The following is a 23,762-nucleotide window of genomic DNA, read 5'->3' on the forward strand; positions in this document are numbered from 1 at the left end:
GGTAATACCCGCTCGTCGCGGGCCGGGACGGACAGGGGTCCGGGCCTGACGGGGCCGCGGGGGAGTCCCCGCCGGGCGAGGGATCCTTCGGGAGAGGACGAGCATGAGCGAGGCACCGATCTCCGACTCCGGATACGACCGGATCGCGATCGTCACCGGGGCGGACTCCGGCATCGGCAAGGCCAGCGCGGTGGCCCTGGCCGAGCAGGGCTTCGACGTGGGGATCACCTTCCACACCGACGAGTCCGGCGCCGAGGAGACCGCCGAGCTGGTGCGCGGCCACGGCCGGGCCGCGGCCGTACGCCGCCATGACCTGACCGATCCCGAGCGGGCCAGTCTGGTGGTGGACGAGCTGGCCGGGGAACTGGGCGGGCTCGGCGTCCTGGTCAACAACGCCGGGACGGGCAGCAGCCGCCCGTTGCTGGAGATGGACTTCACGGAGTGGCGGTCGGTGGTGTCGGTGGACCTCGACGGCGCCTTCCTGTGCGCCCAGCGGGCGGCGCGGCGCATGGTCGACGCCGGCAGGGGAGGGCGCATCGTCAACGTGACGAGCGTCCACGAGCAGTATCCGCGAGTCGGGGCGGGGCCGTACTGCGCGGCCAAGGGAGGCCTGCGGATGCTCAGCCGGGTGCTGGCGCTGGAGCTGGCGCCGCACGGGATCACGGTGAACACCGTCGCTCCGGGCGAGATCGCCACCCCGATGACGGGCCAGGAGGACCAGCCGCCGAAGCCCGGCAGCCGTCCCGGCTATCCGATCGCCCGGCCCGGCGACGCCCGCGAGGTCGCCGCCGCCGTGGCGTTCCTGGCGGGCCCGACCTCGTCGTATGTCACCGGGGCCTCCCTGTTCGTGGACGGAGGGTTGGTCCTCATGGGTCCGCAGGCGGCCGGCGCCCTCACCTCCGGGGAGTGGCGCGAGGGCTGAGCGGGGCGCGGCGGGCCGCCGTCCGGGCGGCTGCGCGGCGGGGCCGGGTGCGGCCCGGAACCACGGTCCGGAACCACGGTCCGGAACCACGGTCCGGAACCTCGGCCCGGAATCTCAGCCGGAGGTCTCGGTGCGAGGCCTCAGCGCGAGGTCCGGTCGTCGTCGAGGGAGTTGGATCGGTCCCGCCGCACCGCGTCGAGCAGGCCGGGAACCTCGCTCAGTTCCCGGAGCTCGACCTGGCACGCCTCACACGACATGAGATGGCTTTCGAACGCCTCGTGGTCGGCTTCGTCGAGCACGCCGAGGGCGTACGCCGCCACGTCTTCATGCACGTCGCGTGAGGAGGGGGACATCAGCTCGCCACACCTCTCTCCTTCAGGATCCTCCGGAGAGCCCGGATCCCGTAGTAAAGCCGGGACTTGACCGTGCCGGGCGGGATCCCGAGGATCTCCGCCGCCTCACTAATCGTACGGTCCCGTAGGTAAGTGTGCTCGATGACTTCACGATGTTCTTCGGACAGATCGCGAAGAGCCTCAGCGACGAGCATCGCCTCCAGAGCCTGTTCTGATCCGTCGGGGACGGATATGGCGTCCGCGTCGGCGGGCTCGACCTCCTGAGGTCGAGCCCCCCTACGGCGGCGGCCGTCGATGACGATGCGGCGGGCGACTGTGAGCAACCAGGCCCACAAAAGGCCTGGTTCCCGGTGCAATCTCCCCGCGTTTCGCCAGGCCCGGACGATCGTCTCCTGGACGACGTCCTCGGCCCACTGCAGATCGTTGCCGGTGGCCTTGCGTACATGCCGGAGCAGAGGAGCACCGAACTCCTGGTAGAGAACCTCTATCAGGACATCATCATCGTCGGTTTCCGCGCTCTCGTACCGGCTGTCGAGATGACGAGGCACGAGCACATCTTTACACCATCGTTATGGTCCCGTGTGCAACTCTCGCAACTCCAGTTATTTCTAACTATCTCCGAACTTGTGGTGAACCACCTCTGAGATGGGCGCGTACCTCCCACCAAGTGCGCCCGCACCTGCGGGCTCTTGGGAAAAGGAACGATCATGGCAGTACGGTACGCCCCCTGGCTGGCCGGGACCGTTTTCGCCCTCGTCACCCTGACCGGATGCGGCATGGACGCCACCTCCGCCCAGAACTCCTCCGGCCAGGCCTACGCCACCTCCGAAGCGGTGAAGGAGCACGAGGGCCACGCCTTCCTCCAGGCGTCGGACCTCGGCACCGTCCTCGACGCCGAGGGCCGCACGCTCTACCGCTTCGACAGGGACGAGCCGTCGGTGTCCAACTGCGACGAGAAGTGCGCGGCCGAGTGGCCGCCCGTCACCACCCCCGACCAGGTCATGGTCGAGGGCATCGACGAGAGCCTCGTCGGCACGACCGAACGCTCGGACGGCACCGTTCAGGTCACCCTGGGTGGCTGGCCACTCTACCGATTCTCCGGAGATCAGATTCCCGGGGACGTCAAGGGCCACGGTGCGGGAGGCGCCTGGTTCGCGAGCGCCCCGGACGGCAGAAAGGCGCAGGCACCGGATGGTGCGGAACCGCAGGCTCCGGACGGTTACTGAACCGGGACGGACGATGCGCAGATCACTGCCGGGACGGGCGATGCGCAGATCGCTGCTCGGCCGTGTCGGCAACGGAGAGCTGCTGCTGTTCGGGACGTTCCTGGCGGTAGCCGGCCTGGCGGTCGTACTGATCACCCCGTCCGGAGGGCTGCCCGCCTCGCAGGCGGCCACCCCCCAGGGCTGGACCCAGACCCAGTACGGCCCGCTCAGCCCGGCCGACCGGGACTTCCTGGTCAAGGTCCGCCAGGCCGGTCTGTGGGAGATCCCCACGGGCCGGCAGGCCCAGCAGCGGGCCGGTAGCAAGCGGGTCAAGGAGGTCGGCATGCACCTGGTGACCGACCACCAGAAGCTCGACGTGCAGGTCCGCTCGGTCGCGGCCCAGCTGGACGTGAAGCTGCCCGACCAGGCGAGCGCCGACCAGCGGCGCTGGATGGCCGAACTGTCGTCCAAGTCCGGCGCCGACTACGACCGCGTCTTCGCCGCCCGGCTCCGTCAGGCCCACGGCAAGGTCTTCAACGTGGTCGCCGCCGTACGCGCCGGCACGCGGAACGACCTCGTCCGATCCTTCGCCCAGCGGGCGGTGGAGGTGGTCATGAAGCACATGACCCTGCTGGAGAGCACGGGTCTCGTCGACTACACGACCCTTCCCGAACCGCCCGCGCCACAGTGAGGAGAGACAGATCCATGAAACGGATGAAACGGCTGTACACCCCGGTGATCGCTTTCACCCTGGTCGCCGGAGTCCTGAGCGGAGCGGGCCCCGCTGCCGCCGACCACTGCGACCCCGCTGAGCAGGGGCAGCAGAACCAACAGCAAAACCGACAGCAGGACCAGAACCAGCAGGACCAGAACCAGCAGAACCAGCAGAACCAGCAAGATCAGCAGGGCCAGGATCAGGGTCAGCAGCAGAACCAGAACCAGCAGGACCAGAACCAACAGGATCAGCAGGGCCAGGGCCAGGACCAGCAGGCGCAGGACCAGAACCAGCAGGGCCAGAACCAGAACCAGAACCAGCAGAACCAGCAGAACCAGCAGGATCAGCAGGGCCAGAACCAGAACCAGAACCAGAACCAGCAGGATCAGCAGGGTCAGCAGAACCAGGACCAGCAGGGTCAGCAGAACCAGCAGGGCCGGCAAGGTCAGAACCAGCAGGACCCGGCGCCGCAGGACCCCGGTGAGCAGGACCAGAACCAGGACCAGCAGGGTCAGGGTCAGGACGAGCAGGGCGAGGAAGAGGCGTGCGCCGACCTCGGCCCGTTCCCGCAGGACTTCGTCGACATCCGTCAGGTGCAGCCGAACGTCCAGACGCCCCGCTTCCAGCGCGGCGGCTCCAGGGGCGCCTTCGTCTCGCGGTGCGGCAGGAACCAGAACGGCCACCGCAACTCCGACAACTTCATCGTCGCGCCGGGCGTGAGCAACGGCGCCCACCACGTGCACGACTACGTCGGCAACCTGTCCACCGACGGCTTCTCCACCGACGCCAGCCTGGCCGCGGCGGGGACCACGTGCGCCTTCGGTGACCGCTCGACCTACTTCTGGCCCGTCATGAGGGACCGTACGGCCGACGTCAACACCCAGGACGCGGACGGGAACGTCGGGCAGATCCTGACGCCCCGGGTGGCGACCATGCAGTTCCGGGGCAACCCGGTGGCCAGGGTGACCGCGATGCCGCGGTTCCTGCGGCTGATCACCGGTGACGCCAAGGCCGCGACCAACGGCGGCGCCAACGCCAGGGCCCAGTGGACCTGCAGCGGGTTCACCAACCGGGTGCTGACCGACAAGTATCCGCTCTGCCCCCGGGGCAGCCTGCTCATGCGGATCCTGGACTTCCCGAGCTGCTGGGACGGCCAGAACACCGACAGCGCCAACCACCGCACCCACGTGCTGTTCCCCGACGGGAACGGCGCCTGCCCGGCCGGCACGCGGCCCATCCCGCAGCTGCGGATGACCCTGGCCTACTCCGTGCCGCGTACGGCCTCCTTCGCCGTCGACGCCTTCCCCGAGCAGCTCCACAATCCGGTGACCGACCACGCGGACTTCGCGAACGTGATGCCCGACAGGCTCATGCGCTTCGCGGTGGACTGCATCAACCGAGGCCGTCGCTGCTGACGCCGTCTTCTCCACCGACGCCGTCTTCTCCATCCTGAGCGGCACCCTCTCCGCTTGGACGACGAGGAGGCTTTGTGCGCAACACCATGGACAACACCCCGCGCGAGACGGAGAGACCCGGACGCGGCCAGGCACGGCACTCCCGTCAGGAGCCCGTGTCCCACCTCGACCGGCGGCTCACCCGGATCGCGGTCGGAGCGGGGATCACCGTGGCCACGGTCGGGCTGCTGATGCTGACCAGGACCGAGGCGGGCGCGCAGATGACCGGGAGGCTGTGGGGGTTCCTCTCCTTCTTCGCCGGCGTTTTCGCGCTCGTCTCGCTGACGGCCACCGTCGCGCTCGGATTGCTGTCCGCGGACCGGGTCGTGCTGCCCGCCATGGGCAGGGTCAGGACCCAGCTCCTGCACCGGGCGACGGCGATGGTCGGCATGGCGTTCCTGGCGACCCACATACTGATGAAGATCTCGGAGGGGCGGGCCCCGGCCGTGGCCGCCGTGGTGCCGATGCCCGGAACCACCGTGGTGCTGGGGCTGGGCACCTTCGCCTCCGACGTGATGATCCTGATCTTCGCCACGGGGATCGCCCGCGCCGGCTTCGCCGACAGCGGCAGGCCGTGGGTCTGGCGGATCCTGCACGGATCCGCCTACCTGGCGTGGCCTCCGGCGATCATGCACGGACTGGGCGCGGGCCGGTCGCCCGCCTCGTGGGTGACCTGGAGCTATGTGCTCTGCCTGGTCGCGGTCGGCGTGGCGCTGCTGATCAGGGTGGCCAGCACCCTGCGGCCCAGGCAGGCGCCGACCTTCGCCGAGACCGCGGCCGAGCGGATCGTCGCGGCCGAGCGGCCCGAGGACCTCAGACGGCCCGTCGAGGTCGTGGCGGCGCGCACCGGGACCGACGACCTGGCCGCACCCGCGAGCGGGGGCGCGAACACGCCCACGAGCATCGTCGGCCGGGTCCCGCGCCGGGAGCGCGGCATCCGGATCGTGCCCAACGACACGGGAGAGATCCAGATCGTGCCGGACGACGTGGCGCAGATCAGGGTCGTGCCCGACGACGCGGCACGGATCAGGGTCGCGCCCGACGATGTGACAGAGAACGGAACGGAGAGCCTGGCGGACGTCCGCCGGATAGGAGGGATCGGATGATTCCCTACAGAGTTCCCTCGATCAAGCGGCTGGGACCGGCCAGGCTCACCGCGGGACTGGACGAGACCCGGAGGATGAACCTGTCCGCCCACCGGGCCATGCACGGCACGGGGCCGCGGATGAACGCCCAGGAGCTCGCCGAACTGGCCGACTCGGTGGACCTGCGGGGCAGGGGCGGCGCGGCCTTCCCCTTCGCCCGCAAGGTCCGCGCGGTGAGCGCCAACCGCACGGAACCGGTCGTCCTGGTCAACGGGGCCGAGGGCGAGCCGGCCAGCAGCAAGGACGCGATGCTGCTCACCCGGACCCCGCACCTGGTCATCGAGGGCGCCCTGATCGCCGCCGGCGCGCTCGGCGCGCGCAAGATCGTGGTCGCGACCGCCGCCGGCGGGCTCGGCGAGGCGTCGGTGGCCGCCGCGATCGAGGAGCGGGGCGCGGGCGACCAGGTCCGCGTGGTCGGGATCAAGGAGAGGTTCATCTCCGGCGAGAGCAGCACCCTGGTCAGGGCGGTGAACGGGCAGGGCGGCGGGCCCTCGGGCCGCAAGACCAGGACCAGCGACAGCGGCGTGGACGGCCGCCCCACCCTGCTGTCCAACGCCGAGACCTTCGCCCAGCTCGCGGTGCTCGCCACCCTGGGACCCGAGAGCTACGCCGACGTCGGGACCGCGCGCGAGCCCGGCACGGTCCTGCTCACCGTGGGCGGGGCGGCGGGCGACCCGGCGGTGGTGGAGGTGGCCGCGGGGACGCCGCTGTACGCCGTGATGGACGCCTGCCGGGCGACGTCGGGCGACGGCGTGCTGATCGGCGGGTACCACGGCGCGTGGATCCACCCGGACGCCGCCGCCCTGGCCACGGTGTCCCGGCAGGGCATCACCGACGCGGGCGGGAGCCTCGGTGCGGGGATCATGGTGCCGCTGGGGAACGAGACCTGCCCGCTGGGCGAGACGCTCCGGGTGGCGCGTTATCTGGCCGCGGAGTCGTCCGGGCAGTGCGGGCCCTGCCGGCTCGGCCTGCCGGACCTCGCCCGCACCATGGGCGACCTCGTCGACGGGTCGGCCGCCGCCCTGGAGGAGCTGCGCCGCAGGGCGGCCGCCGTCCGGGGCAGGGGCGCGTGCTTCCACCCCGACGGCACGTCCAAGTTCGTGCTGTCGGCCCTGACCGCCTTCCCCGACGACGTTCAGGAGCACCTGCTGCGCGGGACCTGCGGGCGCCCGATCACCGGGGTCCTCCCCCTTCCCGAGAAGGAGAAGGAGCCCGAGATCCGGCTGACCATCGACTGGACCCGCTGCCAGGGTCACGGCCTGTGCGCCAAGCTCGCCCCCGATCTCGTCAGGCTCGACGAGCACGGGTTCCCGGTCTTCTCCCGCGAGGCCGTACCGCCGCAGCTGCTGCGCCTGGCCCGCCGGTCGGTGGAGATGTGCCCGGCGCTCGCGCTGAGGATGGGCTGATGGGAGGGGGAGCGATGGCCTGGTGGCGGCGGTCAGGCGGGGGAGACGGCGGCGACCGCCTCGACCTCGATCAGGATGTCCGGCCGGAAGAGACCGGCGACCTGCACGAGCGAGCTGGCCGGGGGGCGTGCGGTGTTGACGAACTCGTCGCGTACGGCGCGCACCACGGGCAGCGCCGAGGTGTCGACGACGAAGATGGTCAGCTTGAACACGTCGTCCCAGGTCGCGCCGGCGGCCTCGAGCGCGGCCCCGACGTTCTCCATGACCTGGCGCGTCTGGGCCTCCCAGTCGCCGGCGGGCGCCACCGTGCCGTCCGGGGCGATCGGGACCTGGCCCGAGGTCCAGACGAGCCGGCTGCCGGGGGCGACGCTCGCGACGGCGCTGTAGCCGCTGGTCGCGGGGACGGGGAAATCGACGGCGCTCACGAGCGGTCCTTCCGGTCACAGGATCGGGAACGGCGGGCCCCGCCGCCCGGGACCGGCGCGGGGCCGCGGGACCGGGAGCGGGAAGTGATCACTGGGGATCACGGAAGTAAGGTATCGAACCTGATCGCAGCCCATCGCGGCGAGTGGCCCCCACCCATGAGGAGACCCCGTGCCCCTGTTCGACCTGCCCCCGGAGAGCCTCCGCGACTACCTCCCGCAGCGTGACGAGCCCGCCGACTTCGACGGCTTCTGGGCCCGGACCCTCGCCGAGGCGGGCGCGTTCGACCTCGACCCCGTGTTCACGCCGTACGACACGGCTCTGAGGGCCGTCGACGTCTACGACGTCTCCTTCGCGGGATGGGGCGGTCACCGGATCGGCGGCTGGCTGGTGACGCCGAAGGCGGAGGGTCCCGTACCGTGCCTGGTGCACTACATCGGCTACAGCGGCGGCCGGGGGTTCCCGCACGACCACCTCATGTGGCCCGCGGCGGGCTTCGCCGTGCTCGTGGTGGAGACCCGCGGGCAGGGCGGTCAGAACAACCAGCGGCCGGGTGTCACGGGGGACCCGCACGGCGGGAGCTTCGCCGAGGCGCAGGGCATGATGACCCGCGGCATCCTCGATCCCGAGGAGTACTACTACCGGCGCGTGTTCACCGACGCGGTACGCGGGGTGGACGTCGCGGCGGCGCATCCGGCGGTGGACGCCGGCTGGATCGCGGTCGGGGGAGGGAGCCAGGGCGGGGGCATCGCCCAGGCGGTCGCCGCGCTCCGGCCCGACGTGCGGGCGGCGCTGATCGACGTGCCGTTCCTGACCCACTTCCGCCGGGCCGTGGAGATCACCGGCAGGGACCCGTACCAGGAGATCGTGCGCTTCCTGGCCACCCACCGCGACGGCGCCGAGCGGGTCTTCCGCACGCTGTCCTACTTCGACGGGCTCAACTTCGCCGCCCGCGGGCAGGTCCCCGCGCTCTACTCGGCGGCGCTGATGGACGAGGTCTGCCCGCCCTCCACGGTCTTCGCCGCCCACAACCACTGGAAGGGGCCCAAGGAGATCACCGTGTGGCCGTGGAACGGCCACGAGGGCGGGGGCGGCTTCCAGCGCGAGGAGGAACTGCGCTATCTGCGCAAGCTGGCCGACGGCCGCTGAGACCGCGGGGGAATCGGCGCGGAGGCCCCCGCACCGGCCGCCCGCCGGTCACCGGACCGGCGGGTGGCCGCGCCGCGCATGGGTCATGATGATGATCGGCGGTCATCCGGGACCCGAGGAGGTGGGCCGTGCCGACGGCCACGTGGGAACGGCTTCCCGAAGCGCGGCGCGCGGCGGTGCTGCGGGCGGCGGAGGAGGAGTTCGCGGCGCACGGGTTCTCCGGCGGGAGCCTCAACGTCATCGCCCGCAACGCCGGGGTGGCCAAGGGCAGCCTGTTCCAGTACTTCACCGACAAGATCGACCTGTACACCCACCTGTCGGAGCTGGCCTGCGCGCGCATCTCGGCGCACATGGGCCGGCACATCGCCCGGATGCCGTGGGAGCGGGGGTTCTTCGCCGCCTACCGGCAGCTGGTGCTGGTGTGGATGGAGTACTTCCGCACCCATCCGGTGGAGCTGGCGCTGACGGCGGCGGTGAACCTCGAACCGGAGCCCTCGGCGCGCCTGGCCGTGCGCGAGGTGGTCAACCGCTTCTACCTGCGGGACCTGCGGCCCCTGCTGGAGCGGGCGCGCGAGGCCGGCGACCTGCGCCCGGACGCCGACCTGGACGCCTGCCTCGCGCTGCTGCTGATGGTCCTGCCGCACCTGGCGCTGGCGCCGTCCTATCCGGGGCTCGACCCGGTCCTGGGCCTGAGCAGCGGCGACCCCGCCCAGGTGGAGGCGGCGGCCATGCGGCTGCTGGACGTGTTCGAGGCCGCCTTCGGCACCCGCGTCACCGCCGAGCCCTGACCCCGGGCACCGTACCGAGCCTTGATCCCGGGCACCGTACCGAGCCTTGATCCCGGGCACCGTACCGAGCCTTGATCCCGGGCACCGTACCGAGCCTTGATCCCGGGAACCGGGTCACCCGCCCTGCGGTCCGGCCGCCCGGCGGGACTCGGCGGCGGCCCAGGAGAACACCCCCCGGGCCATCAGGGAGGCCTCGGCCGCCGCCCTGGCCGCGAACACCTCGGCTCTGATCCGGTGGAGGTCCGCGTCCTCGGGGGCCGCCTGCACGGCCATCTCGGCCAGGTGCCCGGCCAGCCGCAGGTCGCCCGCCTCCAGCGCCCGCTGCGCCGCCTCGCCGAGCCTGGCCGCACCGCCCGCGAGCCCGGCCACCGCCGCGGCCAGCACGGCGTCGGGCGCGGGCTTGAGGTTGGCCGGGTTGCCGTCGTACCACCCCGCGTACAGCCGCCAGATGTTGCGCACGATGAACTCGGGCTCGTCGTAGTGCGGCCGCAGATACGGCCGGTCGGCCAGCCGCGCGGGCGGGCGGACCTCCCGCACGATCGCGTCGAGCCTGGCCCCGTCGTTGAGCATGGCGAGGGTCTGCTCCACCAGGCTCTCCAGCCACTCGGCGGTCTCGATCAGCGCCTGCTCGACCCGGTCGGCGCCGAAGACGGGCGCGCCGTGGCTGGGCAGCATGATCTCGGCGTTCAGCGTGGCCATCCGGCGCAGCGCGATCGCCCACTCGCGCGGGTAGCGCTGGACCTTCTGCGGGTTGCCGCAGTTGGGGCTGACCCAGATGAACAGGTCGCCGGGGAGCAGCACCCGCTGCCCGGGCAGGAACCCGACGCTGGCGTCGTCGGTCTCGCCCTTGCCGTGGAAGAGCTCGAACGGGCCGGCGGTCAGGGTGTCGCGGTAGACGACGTCCGGATAGCGGTACTCCGACGGCCAGCTCAGGTCGTCGATCTGGAACTGCCTGCGGTTGATCACCGAGTTGTAGCCGAGGGTCATGAGATAGCGGTCGAAGCGCGCGGCCACCGCCTCGTGGGCGCTCACCACGGGGCGTGGGCGCCCGGCCGCCTCGGCCTCGGCGTCGAACGGGCCCACCCCCGAGACGTGGTCGATGTGCCCGTGGGAGTAGACCACCTCCGTCACCGGGTCGGCCGTCCACTCCCGCACCTCCCGGTGCAGCCGCGCGGCGTCGAAGGGGTTGCCGGTGTCGAACAGCGCGGCCCGGCCGGCGTCCCGGACGACGACCGTGTTGCCGAAGCCGCTGCGGAAGCCCACGCCGTCCACGACGTCGACGACGCCGTGCCCGGCCAGGCCGCCCTGCACGATGCTGTCGTCGGCCTTTCCGCTCCAGACCAGGTCCGCGTACTCCACGATGTCCATCGATCGCTCCCGAGGTGAGCCGGAGGTGAGGATGTGCTCACTGTGCTGGGTGAGTGGAATGCGCACAACCGCCCAGGTCACTCCATTTGCCCGGAGTGTTGCACGTCACAGAATCAAGTTCTAATGTGACCGGTGGTCACATGCGCCGGGCGGGCGAGCGTCCGCCCATTTCCGATGGAGGACCTGTGCCTGCTCTCACCCCCGTCCAGCGCCAGGTGCTGCGCGCGCTGGTGGACACCGCCGTCCCGGCGCTGGAAGCCGAGGACGATCCCCACGGGTTCTGGGCGACCCCCGGCTCGGCGGTCGGCGCCGACGAGGCGCTGGCCCAGTACCTGGACACCCTGCCGGAGGCGGACCAGACGGGCGTCGCGCAGCTGCTCGACGGCCTGGCGATGCTCGGCTTCCAGCACCAGGGGCGGGCGACCCGCGAGGGCATGCTCGCCACGGCCATGGCGCTGGCGCCCGAGGCGCTCGTCGCGATCTCCACCCTGCGCGCGGGAGCGTGCATGCTGGCCCACTCCGTCACCGACGAGAGCGGGCGCAACCCCTTCTGGGCGCAGTACGGCTATCCCGGCCCGCAGATCACACCGCCGCAGGCGGAGCCGTACATCACCCCGCACGTCCCGGCCGACGGCGAGGTGCTGGAGGCCGACGTGGTGGTCGTCGGCTCCGGGGCGGGCGGCGGCACGATCGCCGGCGTGCTGGCCACCCGCGGCCGGCGCGTCGTCGTGCTGGAGGCGGGCGGGGCCACCAGCGAGCGGGACTACCGCCAGCTGGAGATCGAGGGCAGGCAGATGATGTACCGGGGCGGCCTGTCGGTCTCCGCCGACGGCAACATCGGCCTGCTCGCCGGGCACACCCTGGGCGGCGGCACCACCGTCAACTGGCACAACTGCGTACGGCCCAGCGACGCGGTGCGCCGCGAGTGGGCGCGCGAGCACGGGTTGGAGGGCCTCGACACCGAGGAGTTCGACCGCCACCTGGAGGCGGTGCTGACCCGCATGGGCGCCAACGACCGGTGCAGCGACTTCAACGGCCCGCACCAGCGCATGGCCGAGGGCGCCAAGGCCCTGGGCTGGTCGATGCACACCGCGGTGCGCAACGTCGACGAGGCCGCCTACGACCCGGTCGCCGCCGGCTACACCCAGTTCGGCGACCCGAGCGGCAGCAAGCGCGGCACGCTGAACACCTACCTGCGCGACGCCTTCGACCACGGCGCGAAGATACTCGTCCACACCCGCGCGGACCGGGTCCTCACCGAGGGCGGCCGGGCCGTCGGGGTCGAGGCCGTCCACACCGACCCCGGCAGCGGCGAGACCCGCCGGGTGACGGTGCGCGCGGCCGACGTCGTGGTGGCCTGCGGCGCGCTGGAGACCCCGGCGCTGCTGCTGCGCTCCGGCATCGGCGGGCCCGCCGTCGGCCACAACCTCTACCTCCACCCCAGCGCGGGCATCTTCGGCGTCTACCCCGAGGACCAGCAGGCGTGGTGGGGGCCGCCGCAGGCCGGGATCGTGGACGAGTACCGCGACCTGGGCGACGGGTACGGCCTGCTGATCGAGGGCTCGCAGTACTACACCGGCGTCTTCGCCTTCCAGCTGGCGCGGCGCGACGGCCGCGAGGCCAAGGAGGCGATGAGCAAGCTCGGCCGCATGGCCGACTTCCTGTTCGTCCTGCGCGAGCACGCCGGGGGACAGGTGACGATCGACGCCGACGGCGAGGCCGTGCACACCTACGCCCTCACCGACGAGCGCGACGTGGCCGCCTACCGCAGGGGCCTGCGCGCCCTGGCCGAGCTGCACCTGGCCGCCGGGGCCGAGGAGCTGTGGTTCGGCGCCACCCCGCCGGTCTTCCGGCGCGGCGACGACTTCGAGGCCTGGATGGCCTGCCTGGACTCGATCCACATCGGGGCGGGCGGGCTGTTCATGGGCAGCGCCCACCAGATGGGCACCGCCCGCATGGGCACCGACCCGCAGACCTCCGTGGCCAAGCCGACCGGCGAGCTGCACGACGTCGCCGGAGTCTGGATCGGCGACACGAGTGCCTTCCCCACGCCCTCCGGCGCCAACCCGATGCTCACGTGCATGGCCCTGGCCCACCGCACCGCCGAGCACATCACCGCGGCCTGAAAGCGAGCGAGAGATGACCACTCCGGAGATCGAGCACACCCGCGAGCACATCTACGTCGACGGCGCCTGGATCCCCTCGACCGGCACCGGCACGCTGCCGGTCGTCAACCCCTTCACCGAGCAGGTCATCGGCACCGTGCCCGAGGGCACTCCCGAGGACGTCGACAAGGCCGCCCGCGCCGCCGCCCGGGCGCTGCCCGGCTGGTCGCAGACGCCCCTGGCCGACCGGCTCAAGATGTGCGCGGCCGTGGCCGAGGGACTCAAGGCCCGCGCGCAGGAGATCGCCCTGACGGCCTCGCGCGAGATGGGCGCGCCCTGGCAGCTGGCCGTCATGGTGCAGGCCGGCCTGCCCGTGATCGACTTCGCCTCCATGGAGGACGTCGCCGGCCAGGTCGAGTGGGAGCGGCGCTCGGGCAACTCGGTGCTGGTACGCAGGCCGGTCGGCGTCGTGGGCGCCATCACTCCGTGGAACTACCCGCTGCACCAGATCGCGGCCAAGGTCGCCCCGGCCCTGGTCGCCGGGTGCACGGTCGTGCTCAAGCCGTCGGAGCTGGTGCCCGGCGTGGCCTACCTGCTCGCCGAGATCGTCGACGCGGCGGGCCTGCCGCCCGGCGTGTTCAACCTCGTCACCGGGACCGGCCCGGTGGTCGGCGAGGCGATCGTCTCCCACCCGGCCGTGGACATGGTCTCCTTCACCGGCTCCACCCGCGCCGGGCGCCGGGTCGCCGAGCTGGCCGCCGCGGCGCCCAAGCGCACCTCGCTGGAGCTCGGCGGCAAGTCGGCCAGTGTGCTGCTGGACGACCTGTCGGCCGAGGAGTTCGGCAACGCGGTGGCCGGCTCGCTGACCGGATGCCTGATCAACAGCGGGCAGACGTGCAGCGCCACCACCCGGCTGCTGGTGCCCCGCGCCCGCCTGGCCGAGGCCGAGGAGCTGCTGCAGCTGTTCACGCAGTTCGCGACGGTCGGCGACCCGATGGACCCGGGCACCCAGCAGGGCCCGCTGGTCAGCAAGGTCCAGCAGGAACGCGTGCGCACCTACATCCGCGAGGCGATCGAGGACGGGGCGCGGCTGGTGGCGGGCGGGCCCGAGCAGCCCGAGACCACCCCGTCCGGGTTCTTCATCAGGCCCACCGTCCTGGTGGCCGAGGCAGGCGCGCGCATCGAGCAGGAGGAGGTCTTCGGGCCCGTGCTGACCGTCGTGCCCTACGACGGCGGCGACGAGGAGGCGCTGGAGGTGGCCAACGGCACGCCGTACGGCCTGTCCGGCGCGGTGTGGGCGGGCGACGCCGACCGCGCGACCGCCTTCGCCCGGCGGATGCGCACCGGTCAGGTCGCGGTCAACGGCGGGGTGTTCAACCCGACCGCGCCGTTCGGCGGCTTCGGGCAGAGCGGCTACGGCCGCGAGCTCGGCGCGATGGGCATCGAGGAGTTCACGAACATGACCTCGCTGCAGTACTGACCGTGCCGGTGCCGGGGCGGCCGCCCCGGCACCGGCTTGTGTCCCGGCGTCCGGGCCGTGTCCCGGCACCGGCCTCCGCCGGCCGGATGCCGTTTCAGGCCTGCCGGTCGCCGGTTCCGGCCGCCGGACGGGTGAAGGTGCACGGCAGGCGTTTGTAGCCGTTGACGAAGCTGGACAGCAGCCGGTCGGGCTCGCCGGCGGTGATGTCGGGCAGGCGGGTGAACAACTCGCGGAACATCACGGTGATCTCCCGGCGGGCCAGGTGCGCTCCCAGGCAGAAGTGCGGTCCCGGTCCGCCGAAACCGACGTGCGGGTTGGGGGAGCGGGTGATGTCGAAGGAGTCGGGATCGGTGAAGACGGTCTCGTCGCGGTTGGCGGAGGCGTAGAACAGCATCACCTTCTGCCCGGCCCGGTAGTGGTGACCGTTGATCTCGATGTCGCGGGTGACGTTGCGGCGCATGAAGATGACGGGGCTGCTGTGGCGCACGATCTCCTCCACGGCGCCGGCGATGCGGCCCTCGAAGTCGGCCAGCAGCAGGCTCCGCTGCTCGGGATGGTCGGTGAACAGCTTCAGGCCGTGGGCGATCGCGGTGCGCGTGGTCTCGTTGCCGGCCACCACCAGCAGCAGGAAGAACGCGGCGAACTCGCGCGGGCTCAGCCGTTCTCCGTCGATGTTGGCGTTGACCAGCGCGGAGGTCAGGTCGCCGGTCGGCGTGCGCCGGCGGCGGCGGCCCAGCCGGGCGGCCAGCCGGTGCAGCCGCCATCCGGCCAGCGCCACCGTGCTCAGCACGCGGATCACCCGCAGCGGTGAGACCTTCGCCTCGGCGCCGGAGTAGTCCGCCGTCGCGCCGACGTACTCGGGATCGGTGTAGCCGACCACGACGTTGGTCAGCTTCACCACCCGCGCGTGGTGGCGGGGCGGGATGCCGAGCATGTCGCAGATCACCTCGACCGGCAGCCGCGTCGCCGCCCGGGCCACGAAGTCGCCCGGCCCCGCCGCGATCAGCTCGTCGACGATCCGCGCGGCCCGCCGCGCGATGTCGTCCTCCGCTTCGGCCAGCATCCTGGGGGTGAACGCCCGGGAGACGATCCGGCGGATCTCGGCGTGCCGCGGATCGTCCATGTCGATCATCGAGGTGAAGTATCCGCTCATCCAGCCCGGCATGTCGGTGGGGCTGGTGGCGCTGGGCTCGCTGCTGAAGACGTCGGGACGGCGGCCGGCCTCCACCACGTCGGCGTGCCTGACCAGTGCCCAGGAGCCGGGGTCGCGCCGAAGGAAGGGGACCTTCGGCAACCGGAAGCACAACGGGTGCGGCTGGGCGCGCAACAACGCGAAGGCCCGGGAGCGCTCGGCCGGTGACCGGGCCCAGAACCTCAGGTCGCTCAGGTCGATGGAGGCCGGCGTGAGGGGAGGAGGGGATGTCGACTCTTGCGTGGTCACAGGCGACCGCCTTTCCCTGCTCGGGTCGAGGGACGCATTTTCTGGTGCTTACCAACACCAGAAATTCTGGTGTCAACCATCACCAGATTTAGCCAAGGTGTCAAGGGCTGAGGCACAATCGGATGCCGTGACCTCCTCAACCTCCTCCGCGCGTCCCTACCGCGGGATGCCGGCCGAAGAACGGCGGGCGCAGCGCCGCGCCGCACTGCTGGAGACCGGCCTGGAGGTGCTGGGCCGCCACGGCTGGGCGGCCGCGACCGTGCGGGGCGTGTGCAGGCAGGCCGGTCTGAACGACCGCTACTTCTACGAGAGCTTCACCGACCTGGACGCCCTGCTGCTGGCCGTCGTCGACGACCAGGCCGCCCGGGGGACCGCCGTGATCCTGGCCGCGGCCGGGTCCGCGCCCCCCCGCCTGCGCGCCCGCGCCCACGCGGTGGTGGAGGCCATCGTGGACTTCCTGTCCGCCGACCCGCGCCGGGGCCGCATCCTGGCCCACGAGTTCTCGGCCCATCCGCTGCTGCAACAGCGCCGCCGCCACATCATCCAGACCCTGGCGGCCATCTTCACCGCCCAGGTCCACGAACTGCTGGAGGAGGTCCCCCTGTCCGCCGCCGACCTCCACCTGACCGCCCTGACCGTCACCGCCGGCCTGTGGGACCTGCTGACCACCTGGTTCCGCGGCGACCTGGACACCGGTCGCGACCACCTCGTCGACTACGTCGTGGCCTTCCTGCTGACCACCACCGAGCTGGCCCCGGCCCTGCAGCACCGGCTGCAATGACCCTCCGGCGGGCGGCTCAGGCCGCGTGCGCCCGGGCGTAGTCGTGCGCGATCCGGTCCGCCGCGGCCAGCAACGGCTCCACCAGGCGTTTGAGCTCGCGCGCCCGCCGGGAGGACAGCACGAGACCGATGGCGGCCACGGCCCGGCCCCCGACGAGGATCGGGGCAGCCGCCGAGCACGAGCCCAGGGTCATCTCCTCGAAAGTGAGGGCGTACCCCTGGGCGCGCACGGCGGCCAGCTCGCGGGCGAGCCTGCCGGGCTCGGTGACGGTGTGCGGGGTCGGCCGCTCCAGCCGCCGCGCCAGGTAGGAGCTGACGAACCACTCCGGCTCGTGCGCCAGCAGCGCCTTGCCGACGCCGGTGGGATGCATGGGCAGGCGCGCGCCGGTCCGGGAGACGATGGGCACGGCCCGCCGGCCGTGCACCTTGTCCACGTACAGCACCTCCATGCCGTCGCGGACGGCGAGGTGCACGTTCTCCCCGGTGGTGACGAACAGTTCCTGCAGCCAGGGGTGGGCGAGGTCCTGCAGCCGGGCGGGGGCGAGCTGGCCGAGCTCCCACAGCCGCATGCCGACGCGCAGGCGGCCGTCGGAGGTGCGGCTCAGCGCCTGCCACGCCTCCAGCTCGCCGACCAGCCGGTGCACGGTGGTCAGCGGGAGCCCGCTCCTGCGGGCGATGTCGGAGAGGCTGAGCTGCGGATGGGCGCTATCGAACGCGCCCAGGACCGCCAGCACCTTGGACGTGACCGAGCGCCCCGGCTCGCGCGCCCCACCCGCCATGATCGTCTCCCCGTGTCCGGCGTGCGGCGGGCACGGAGATCCGTACGGGCCTCCGCGCCCGGGCCGCACCTGCGGTCCCGGTGAGAATCCTGCCCCGGTATTCCACTGAGCGGAAGACCGGGCTCGGTTTTCCCGGCCCGGAGCTGAATGCTCTCCTCCATGCGAACTCAGGTCGGAATCGTCGGGGCGGGCCCCGCCGGGCTCCTGCTCTCCCACCTGCTCCACCTCAACGGCATCGACTCGGTGGTCCTGGAACGCCGCAGCCGCGACTACGTGGAGCGGCGGGTGCGCGCGGGCGTGCTGGAACAGGGGACGGTGAACACCCTCATCGAGGCGGGGGTGGGGGAGCGGATGCTCGGAGAGGGGCTGCCGCACTCCGGGATCGAGCTGCGCTACGGCGGCGCGGGTCACCGGATCGCCTTCGAGAAGCTGGTCCCCGGGCGGACCATCACGGTGTACGGCCAGCAGGAGGTCGTCAAGGACCTCATCGCCGCGCGCCTGGCCGCCGGAGGCGACATCCGCTTCGAGGCCGACGACGTGGCCGTGCACTCGCTGGAGGACGCGCCGTACATCACCTTCGGCGGCGAGCGCCTCGACTGCGACGTCATCGCCGGGTGCGACGGCTTCCACGGGGTGTCCCGGCCGTCGATCCCCGAGGGCGTGCTCACCGCCTACGAGCGGGAGTACCCCTTCGCGTGGCTGGGCATCCTGGCCCGGGTCAAGCCCTCGGCCGAGGAACTGATCTACGCCTGCACCGACCGCGGCTTCGCCCTGCACAGCATGCGCTCGCCGGAGGTCAGCCGCTTCTATCTGCAGGTGCCCGCCGACGAGGACCCGGACGCCTGGCCGGACGAGCGGATCTGGACCGAGCTGAAGGCCCGCCTGGAGACGGTGCCCGGCTTCACCCTCGCCACCGGGGAGATCATCGAGAAGGGCGTCACCCCGCTGCGCAGCTTCGTCACCGAGCCCATGCAGTACGGCCGGCTCTTCCTGGCCGGGGACGCCTCGCACATCGTGCCGCCGACCGGGGCCAAGGGGCTCAACCTGGCGGTCGCGGACGTGCGCGTGCTGACCGAGGCGCTGACCCGCTTCTACGCCGACGGCTCCACCGAACTGCTCGACCGCTACTCGCAGATCTGCCTCAAGCGGGTCTGGCGGGCCCAGCACTTCTCCTGGTGGATGACGACGCTGCTGCACACCTTCGACTCCGACGACGCCTACGCGCGCCGGTTGCAGCTGTCGTACCTGGACTACGTGACCTCCTCGGAGGCGGCCGCGACGACGCTGGCGGAGAACTACGTGGGCCTGCCGTACGAGGCGGCCCGGTGAGCGAGACCACCGGAGCCGGCGCGCCCCCCGAGACGGCGGCCACTGAGATGACGGACCCCGCCTCCCGTCCCCGAAGGAAGCTGATGATCCACCCCCCCAACCTGAGCCCCGGCTACCGCAGCACGCTCCTGCGGGCGCCGTCCAAGCCGGCCGTCGCCTTCAAGGCCGACCCGGACGCGATCGAACTGACCAGCCCGGTCTTCGGCCACGGGGAGGTCGGCCCGCTCGACGCCGACCTGACCCGCCAGCACGAGGGCGAGCCGATCGGCGAGCGCATCATCGTCACCGGGCGGATCCTCGACGCCTCCGGGCGCCCGATCAGGAACACGCTGGTGGAGGTCTGGCAGGCCAACGCGGCCGGTCGCTACGCCCACGAGCTCGACCGGCACCCGGCGCCGCTGGACCCCGACTTCACCGGGGCGGGGCGGTGCCTGACCGACGACGAGGGCCGCTACGGGTTCGTCACGATCAAGCCGGGCGCCTATCCGTGGCGCAACCACCCCAACGCCTGGCGGCCGGCGCACATCCACTTCTCGGTGTTCGGCACCGCCTTCACCCAGCGCCTGGTCACCCAGATGTACTTCCCGGGCGATCCGCTCTTCCCCTTCGACCCGATCATGCAGTCCGTCCCGGACCCGGTGGTCCGCGAGCGGCTCGTGGCCGCCTTCGACCTGGACGTCACCGAGCCGGAGTGGGCGCTGGGCTACCGCTTCGACGTCGTGCTCGGCCGTACCCCGATGGAGGACTGATGCTCACACCTTCGCAGACCGTGGGGCCGTTCTTCGGCCACGCCCTGCCCTACGAGGGCGGCCCCGACCTGGTGCCCGAGGGGCACCCGGGGGCGATCACCGTCACCGGCCGGGTGCTCGACGGGGCGGGCGAGCCCGTGCCGGACGCGATGCTGGAGCTGTGGACGGGGGAGACCGGCACCCGCGGCGTGCTGCGGCGCGAGGGAGAGGGCGCCTGCGGTTTCGGGCGCTGCGCCACCGCCCCCGACGGCACCTACCGGTTCCGCACCGCGCCCCCCGCCGGACCGTACCTCGCGCTGCTGGTCTTCGCGCGGGGCCTGCTGTGCGCGGTCTCGACCCGTGTCTACCTCCAGGACGGCCCCGACCCGCTGCTCGACAGCCTGGAGCCCGGGCGCCGGGCGACGCTGATCGCGCAGCGCGACGGGGAGGTCTACCGCTTCGACGTCCGCCTCCAGGGCGAGGGGGAGACGGTCTTCCTTGAGTTCTGACCACGCGCCGGGGGCGGAGCGGGCGGCGGCCGTACGGCACGGCGCGGAGGCGGAGACGGGTACGGAGTCGGGGTCGGGGGCGGGGGCGGGGGCGGGGAGTACGGCGGTGCGGCTCCATCACCGCCTCGACGGCCCAGCCGGCGCGCCGCTGCTGGTGCTGGGACCCTCGCTGGGCACCACGCTGGAGATCTGGGAACCGCAGATGGAGGCGCTGACCGCCTCCTGGCGGGTGCTGCGCTACGACCTGCCCGGCCACGGCGGCAGCGCTCCCGCCGGGGGATCGTCCGCTGACGAGTCTGCTGCGGAACCGTCTGCCGGCGTGTCCGGTGTGGAACCGGAGGCTGTCGAACCCGTCGCGGGATCGATCGCCGCCGCTCCCGCCGCCGGGTTGACCGTCGACGCACTGGCGCAGGCCGTACTGGAGCTGGTCGGCGAGGAGCGGTTCGCGATCGGCGGCATCTCCTTGGGCGGGGCGATCGCGGCCACCGTCGCCGCGCGGGTCCCCGGCAGGGTGACCGGCCTGGTGCTGTGCTGCACCTCCGCGCGGTTCGGCGAGCCCGGGCCGTGGCGGGAGCGGGCGGCGGCCGTACGGCGCGAGGGCATGCGGCAGCTCGCGCCGACCCTGGTCGGCCGGTGGTTCACCCCCCGCTTCGCCGAGGGCGACCCCGGCCGGATCTCCTGGGTCCTGGAGATGCTGCACGCCGTGGACCCCGGCTCCTACGCGGCCTGCTGCGAGGCCATCGCAGGCTACGACCTCACCGGCGGGCTGAGCGCGATCACGGCGCCCACCCTGGTCGTGGCGGGAGCCGGCGACCCGGCCACCCCGGTCGAGCACGCCCTCACCCTGGTCCGGGGCATCGACGGCGCCCTGCTGACCGTGGTGCCCGGCGCCCACCTGGCGAGCGTGGAACGGGCGGCGGCGGTCACCTCCGCGGTGACCCGCCACCTGCACGAGACCGGAGTGCCCACGGATAGCGGGACCGGCTCCCCCGCCGGAACCGGATCATCTGTCGGGAATGGGCCGTCCGCGGGGGACGGCCGGAGCGGGGCGTCCGCCGCGGGCGGGTCCTCCCCGCGGAGGGACGAGCGGCCGATCGCGGGGACGCGGGACGACGACGACCGCCGGGCCGCCGGGATGCGGACCCGTCGCGAGGTGCTCGGAGACGAGCACGTCGAGCGGGCGATCGCCCGCACCACCGCCTTCACCGAGGACTTCCAGGACCTCATCACCCGCTACGCCTGGGACGAGATCTGGAACCGCCCCGGCCTGGACCGGCGCACCCGCAGCTGCGTCACGCTGACCGCGCTCGTGGCGGGCGGGCACCTCGAGGAACTGGCCATGCACGTCCGCGCGGCCCTGCGGAACGGCCTGACGCCGGACGAGATCAAGGAGGTGCTCCTGCAGACGGCGATCTACTGCGGGGTCCCCGCCGCCAACGCCGCCTTCGCGGTCGCCCAGCGCACCCTGGCGGAGAGCGGCGCCTGAACCGCGTCCCCGCCCGGGTCCCGGCCTGAATCCGGCCGGGACCCGGGCGGCGCGTTTCCGCAAGCCCGTTCACGGGCACTGCCTCATCGCCCACCGGTGTCCCGCGACCCGGTCCGCAGGAGTGGAGGCGTGAACCCCCGATGAGAACGCTCTGGCTTTTCACCGACGGCGAATGGCGCGAGAGCGCGGGCGACGACGTGATCGCCGTGGACGATCCGGCCACCGGCGAGCGGGTGGGCGAATGCCCGCGCGGGTGCGAGGAGGACGTCCGGGCCGCCGTACGGTCGGCGCGCGGGGCGGCCCCCGGCTGGGCGCGCGTCGCCCCCGCCGAGCGGGGGGCGATCCTGCGCCGCGCCGCCGCCCGGGTCAGGGAGCACGCCGACGAGCTGGCCCGGCTGGTGACCCGGGAGATGGGCAAGCCGCTGGCCGACGCGCGCGGCGGCGTCGAGGCCGGGGCCGGGACCCTGGAACAGTACGCCGAGCTGGGCCCCCTGCACGGCGGCCGGACCCTGCAGGGCGGCTGGGGCGCGACCGACCTGATGGTCCGCGAGCCGCTGGGCGTGGTCGCCGTCATCACCCCGTGGAACGACCCGGTGGCGATCGCGTGCGGCCTGATCGGCGCCGCGCTGGTGACGGGGAACACGGTGGTGCACAAGCCGTCCGAGCGCACCCCGCACACCGGGGCCCGCCTGGTCGAGCTGCTCGCCGCCGACCTGCCCCCGGGGACCCTCACCATGGTCGCCGGAGACCAGAGCGCCGGCTGGCCGCTGGCCGCCCACCCGGACGTCGACCTGGTGGCCCACGTGGGCTCCAGCGAGGCGGGCCGCCAGATCGCCGCCGTCGCCCGCGGACGGGTACTCCGCGAGAACGGCGGCAAGGACCCGCTCATCGTGGACGAGGGCGTCGACCCGAAGTGGGCGGCCGGGCAGGCCGCACTCGGCTGCTTCGCCAACGCCGGGCAGATCTGCGTCGCCATCGAGCGGATCTACGTGCACCGGGCGGTGGCCGAGTCGTTCACCGCCGCGCTCGTCGCCGAGGCCGAGGGGCTGAGCATGGGCTCGGGGCTCGACGAGTCGACCGCTCTCGGCCCCCTGGTCGACGGCCGCCAGCGCGATCTCGTCGACGAGCACGTCCGCTCGGCGGTGGCCGCGGGCGCGAAGCTGCTGACCGGCGGCGAGGTCCCCGACGGGCCCGGCACCTTCTACCCGGCGACCGTGCTGGCCGGCTGCTCCGACGACATGCCCGTGATGCGGGAGGAGACGTTCGGGCCGGTGGCGGCGGTCCGCGTGGTCGACAGCTTCGACGAGGCGCTCGCGCTGGCCAACGGCGGGGAGTACGGCCTGGCCGCGACCGTGCTCACGCCCTCACTCGCGCACATGCAGCGGGCCTGGCGCGAACTGCGGGCCGGCACGGTGAAGATCAACGCCGTGTTCGGCGGAGCACCCGGCGGCGCGGCCCAGCCCCTGGGCGCCAGCGGCCAGGGCTTCGGCTACGGCCCGGAGCTGCTCGACGAGATGACCCACACCAAGGTCGTGCACATCGCCACCCCCGAGACCGGTTGAGCCCCGAGACCGGAGGAGAACCGAGACCGGACCGGCCGGATGGTGAGATATCCGGGCTCCGGCCCACTCTCGATGACGGGGTGACCGTGAGTGAGGCGACCGGCCCACGGGACACCGCCGACAGGCGTCCCGGCCGGTGCCGTCTTGAGGATGGCCGCCGATGCGGCTTCGGCCCTCGAGGCCGGGAGGCGCGGGACGGGGCAGCCTCCGCAGCCGCTCACCGAGATCACCCAGGTCCCACAGCAGCCGTTGCGGCAGACTCACCGTCGCCCGCACGCGCAACGCGCAGGCGGGAAAGGCGGTCAGCTCGTCGTTGCGGAACCGGGTAGTCGGGGGCGTGCACTCCCGCAAGCGCGACGCATCGGGAAAGTACCGGACCGCGTGCACGACGTTCGCGGCCGGCTCATCGACTTCGACGAAGAAACCGAGCAGGCCGACGGGCGGCAGGCCGGCTACGGGCTGCGCCTGAAGCGCCTGCTCGGGCAGCGCCCGCTCAGACGCTGAAACGCTCCACCAGCTCGCGCAGCGAGCGGCTCATCTCGGCCAGTTCGGCCGCGGCCTGGTAGGACTGGGCGACGCCTTCGGTGGTCACCGCGGTGGATTGGGCCACGCCCGCGATGTTGGCGGCGATCTCG

General features: G+C 72.6%; 23 protein-coding genes. 17 read left to right on the forward strand and 6 right to left on the reverse strand.

Going from position 1 to position 23,762, the window contains the following annotated elements:
- The first annotated feature begins 103 nt into the window (after positions 1-103).
- Positions 104-922: an SDR family oxidoreductase gene (locus Pta02_RS35255; RefSeq protein ID WP_203879353.1), complete on the forward strand. Its 819-nt coding sequence runs from the start codon at positions 104-106 to the stop codon at positions 920-922.
- Positions 923-1,062: 140 nt separating this feature from the next.
- On the opposite strand, the gene Pta02_RS35260 is transcribed toward Pta02_RS35255, so the two are convergent.
- A complete protein-coding gene (locus Pta02_RS35260; protein WP_203879354.1) occupies positions 1,063-1,275 on the reverse strand; it encodes a zf-HC2 domain-containing protein in 213 nt (70 codons plus the stop codon).
- Complete coding sequence (locus Pta02_RS35265; RefSeq protein ID WP_239131481.1) at positions 1,275-1,829, reverse strand: sigma-70 family RNA polymerase sigma factor; 555 nt, start codon at positions 1,827-1,829, stop codon at positions 1,275-1,277. The genes Pta02_RS35260 and Pta02_RS35265 overlap by 1 nt, the downstream gene beginning before the upstream one ends.
- Positions 1,830-1,982: 153 nt before the next feature.
- Here Pta02_RS35265 and Pta02_RS35270 point away from each other — a divergent pair, with 153 nt between their 5' ends.
- The 5 genes from Pta02_RS35270 to Pta02_RS35290 all read left to right on the forward strand — a co-directional run bounded on the left by Pta02_RS35270 (position 1,983) and on the right by Pta02_RS35290 (position 7,200).
- Entirely contained in the window at positions 1,983-2,501 is a 519-nt protein-coding gene (locus Pta02_RS35270) for a hypothetical protein (protein ID WP_203879355.1), read from the forward strand.
- Positions 2,502-2,514: 13 nt separating this feature from the next.
- Positions 2,515-3,171, forward strand: a complete 657-nt coding sequence (locus tag Pta02_RS35275; protein WP_239131482.1) for a DUF4142 domain-containing protein — start codon at positions 2,515-2,517, stop codon at positions 3,169-3,171.
- Between the two features lie 14 nt (positions 3,172-3,185).
- Positions 3,186-4,610 carry a DUF1996 domain-containing protein gene (locus Pta02_RS35280; RefSeq protein WP_239131483.1) on the forward strand — a complete coding sequence of 475 codons (1,425 nt, stop codon included), beginning with the start codon at positions 3,186-3,188 and terminating at the stop codon, positions 4,608-4,610.
- A 74-nt stretch (positions 4,611-4,684) separates the two neighbouring features.
- Complete coding sequence (locus Pta02_RS35285; RefSeq protein WP_203879356.1) at positions 4,685-5,755, forward strand: hypothetical protein; 1,071 nt, start codon at positions 4,685-4,687, stop codon at positions 5,753-5,755.
- Entirely contained in the window at positions 5,752-7,200 is a 1,449-nt protein-coding gene (locus Pta02_RS35290; protein ID WP_203879357.1) for an NADH-quinone oxidoreductase subunit NuoF family protein, read from the forward strand. The genes Pta02_RS35285 and Pta02_RS35290 overlap by 4 nt, the downstream gene beginning before the upstream one ends.
- Positions 7,201-7,232: 32 nt before the next feature.
- Here the strand turns inward: Pta02_RS35290 and Pta02_RS35295 are convergent, their stop codons facing one another.
- Entirely contained in the window at positions 7,233-7,625 is a 393-nt protein-coding gene (locus Pta02_RS35295) for a RidA family protein (protein ID WP_203879358.1), read from the reverse strand.
- Positions 7,626-7,794: 169 nt separating this feature from the next.
- Between Pta02_RS35295 and Pta02_RS35300 the strand changes: the two genes are divergently transcribed.
- Together Pta02_RS35300 and Pta02_RS35305 are read left to right on the forward strand one after the other, a co-directional pair.
- Positions 7,795-8,772, forward strand: coding sequence for an acetylxylan esterase (locus Pta02_RS35300; RefSeq protein ID WP_203879359.1), 978 nt, complete (start codon positions 7,795-7,797; stop codon positions 8,770-8,772).
- Positions 8,773-8,900: 128 nt separating this feature from the next.
- Positions 8,901-9,560 carry a TetR/AcrR family transcriptional regulator gene (locus Pta02_RS35305; protein WP_203879360.1) on the forward strand — a complete coding sequence of 220 codons (660 nt, stop codon included), beginning with the start codon at positions 8,901-8,903 and terminating at the stop codon, positions 9,558-9,560.
- Positions 9,561-9,674: 114 nt separating this feature from the next.
- Here the strand turns inward: Pta02_RS35305 and Pta02_RS35310 are convergent, their stop codons facing one another.
- Positions 9,675-10,928 carry an alkyl sulfatase dimerization domain-containing protein gene (locus tag Pta02_RS35310; protein WP_203879361.1) on the reverse strand — a complete coding sequence of 418 codons (1,254 nt, stop codon included), beginning with the start codon at positions 10,926-10,928 and terminating at the stop codon, positions 9,675-9,677.
- 185 nt (positions 10,929-11,113) lie between these two features.
- Between Pta02_RS35310 and Pta02_RS35315 the strand changes: the two genes are divergently transcribed.
- Together Pta02_RS35315 and Pta02_RS35320 are read left to right on the forward strand one after the other, a co-directional pair.
- Positions 11,114-13,054, forward strand: a complete 1,941-nt coding sequence (locus Pta02_RS35315; protein WP_203879362.1) for a GMC family oxidoreductase — start codon at positions 11,114-11,116, stop codon at positions 13,052-13,054.
- 13 nt (positions 13,055-13,067) lie between these two features.
- Positions 13,068-14,513, forward strand: a complete 1,446-nt coding sequence (locus Pta02_RS35320; RefSeq protein WP_203879363.1) for an aldehyde dehydrogenase family protein — start codon at positions 13,068-13,070, stop codon at positions 14,511-14,513.
- Between the two features lie 94 nt (positions 14,514-14,607).
- Here Pta02_RS35320 and Pta02_RS35325 read toward each other — a convergent pair whose 3' ends face one another.
- Positions 14,608-15,954, reverse strand: a complete 1,347-nt coding sequence (locus tag Pta02_RS35325; RefSeq protein WP_203879364.1) for a cytochrome P450 — start codon at positions 15,952-15,954, stop codon at positions 14,608-14,610.
- 127 nt (positions 15,955-16,081) lie between these two features.
- Between Pta02_RS35325 and Pta02_RS35330 the strand changes: the two genes are divergently transcribed.
- A complete protein-coding gene (locus Pta02_RS35330; protein WP_203879365.1) occupies positions 16,082-16,735 on the forward strand; it encodes a TetR/AcrR family transcriptional regulator in 654 nt (217 codons plus the stop codon).
- A gap of 16 nt (positions 16,736-16,751) precedes the next feature.
- Here Pta02_RS35330 and Pta02_RS35335 read toward each other — a convergent pair whose 3' ends face one another.
- A complete protein-coding gene (locus tag Pta02_RS35335) occupies positions 16,752-17,513 on the reverse strand; it encodes an IclR family transcriptional regulator (RefSeq protein WP_203879366.1) in 762 nt (253 codons plus the stop codon).
- Between the two features lie 159 nt (positions 17,514-17,672).
- Between Pta02_RS35335 and pobA the strand changes: the two genes are divergently transcribed.
- The 6 genes from pobA to Pta02_RS42095 all read left to right on the forward strand — a co-directional run bounded on the left by pobA (position 17,673) and on the right by Pta02_RS42095 (position 23,631).
- On the forward strand, positions 17,673-18,842 hold the full coding sequence (pobA, locus tag Pta02_RS35340; protein ID WP_203879367.1) for a 4-hydroxybenzoate 3-monooxygenase: 1,170 nt from the start codon (positions 17,673-17,675) through the stop codon (positions 18,840-18,842).
- Between the two features lie 83 nt (positions 18,843-18,925).
- A complete protein-coding gene (gene pcaH, locus Pta02_RS35345; RefSeq protein WP_239131484.1) occupies positions 18,926-19,591 on the forward strand; it encodes a protocatechuate 3,4-dioxygenase subunit beta in 666 nt (221 codons plus the stop codon).
- The gene (gene pcaG / locus Pta02_RS35350) at positions 19,591-20,079 is read left to right on the forward strand and encodes a protocatechuate 3,4-dioxygenase subunit alpha (RefSeq protein WP_203879368.1); all 489 of its coding nucleotides are present in this window, start codon (positions 19,591-19,593) and stop codon (positions 20,077-20,079) included. Before pcaH ends, pcaG begins: the two co-directional genes overlap by 1 nt.
- Positions 20,069-21,565, forward strand: a complete 1,497-nt coding sequence (pcaDC, locus tag Pta02_RS35355; RefSeq protein WP_203879369.1) for a bifunctional 3-oxoadipate enol-lactonase/4-carboxymuconolactone decarboxylase PcaDC — start codon at positions 20,069-20,071, stop codon at positions 21,563-21,565. The genes pcaG and pcaDC overlap by 11 nt, the downstream gene beginning before the upstream one ends.
- 140 nt (positions 21,566-21,705) lie before the next feature.
- Entirely contained in the window at positions 21,706-23,127 is a 1,422-nt protein-coding gene (locus Pta02_RS35360) for an aldehyde dehydrogenase family protein (protein ID WP_203879370.1), read from the forward strand.
- Between the two features lie 381 nt (positions 23,128-23,508).
- On the forward strand, positions 23,509-23,631 hold the full coding sequence (locus Pta02_RS42095) for a hypothetical protein (RefSeq protein WP_275423641.1): 123 nt from the start codon (positions 23,509-23,511) through the stop codon (positions 23,629-23,631).
- Positions 23,632-23,762 lie beyond the last annotated feature (131 nt).

Source organism: Paraplanobispora takensis, from assembly GCF_016863195.1.
Classification (GTDB): domain Bacteria; phylum Actinomycetota; class Actinomycetes; order Streptosporangiales; family Streptosporangiaceae; genus Planobispora; species Planobispora takensis.

Excerpts from the sequence above, each read along its gene's own strand:
- Pta02_RS35260 (WP_203879354.1), bottom strand. The coding sequence starts at position 1,275 with ATGTCCCCCTCCTCACGCGACGTGCATGAAGACGTGGCGGCGTACGCC.
- pcaG (WP_203879368.1), top strand. The coding sequence starts at position 19,591 with ATGCTCACACCTTCGCAGACCGTGGGGCCGTTCTTCGGCCACGCCCTG.
- pcaH (WP_239131484.1), top strand. The coding sequence starts at position 18,926 with ATGATCCACCCCCCCAACCTGAGCCCCGGCTACCGCAGCACGCTCCTG.
- pobA (WP_203879367.1), top strand. The coding sequence starts at position 17,673 with ATGCGAACTCAGGTCGGAATCGTCGGGGCGGGCCCCGCCGGGCTCCTG.
- Pta02_RS35275 (WP_239131482.1), top strand. The coding sequence starts at position 2,515 with ATGCGCAGATCACTGCCGGGACGGGCGATGCGCAGATCGCTGCTCGGC.
- Pta02_RS35280 (WP_239131483.1), top strand. The coding sequence starts at position 3,186 with ATGAAACGGATGAAACGGCTGTACACCCCGGTGATCGCTTTCACCCTG.
- Pta02_RS35310 (WP_203879361.1), bottom strand. The coding sequence starts at position 10,928 with ATGGACATCGTGGAGTACGCGGACCTGGTCTGGAGCGGAAAGGCCGAC.
- Pta02_RS35255 (WP_203879353.1), top strand. The coding sequence starts at position 104 with ATGAGCGAGGCACCGATCTCCGACTCCGGATACGACCGGATCGCGATC.
- Pta02_RS35290 (WP_203879357.1), top strand. The coding sequence starts at position 5,752 with ATGATTCCCTACAGAGTTCCCTCGATCAAGCGGCTGGGACCGGCCAGG.
- Pta02_RS35360 (WP_203879370.1), top strand. The coding sequence starts at position 21,706 with ATGAGAACGCTCTGGCTTTTCACCGACGGCGAATGGCGCGAGAGCGCG.
- Pta02_RS35335 (WP_203879366.1), bottom strand. The coding sequence starts at position 17,513 with ATGGCGGGTGGGGCGCGCGAGCCGGGGCGCTCGGTCACGTCCAAGGTG.
- Pta02_RS35270 (WP_203879355.1), top strand. The coding sequence starts at position 1,983 with ATGGCAGTACGGTACGCCCCCTGGCTGGCCGGGACCGTTTTCGCCCTC.
- Pta02_RS35320 (WP_203879363.1), top strand. The coding sequence starts at position 13,068 with ATGACCACTCCGGAGATCGAGCACACCCGCGAGCACATCTACGTCGAC.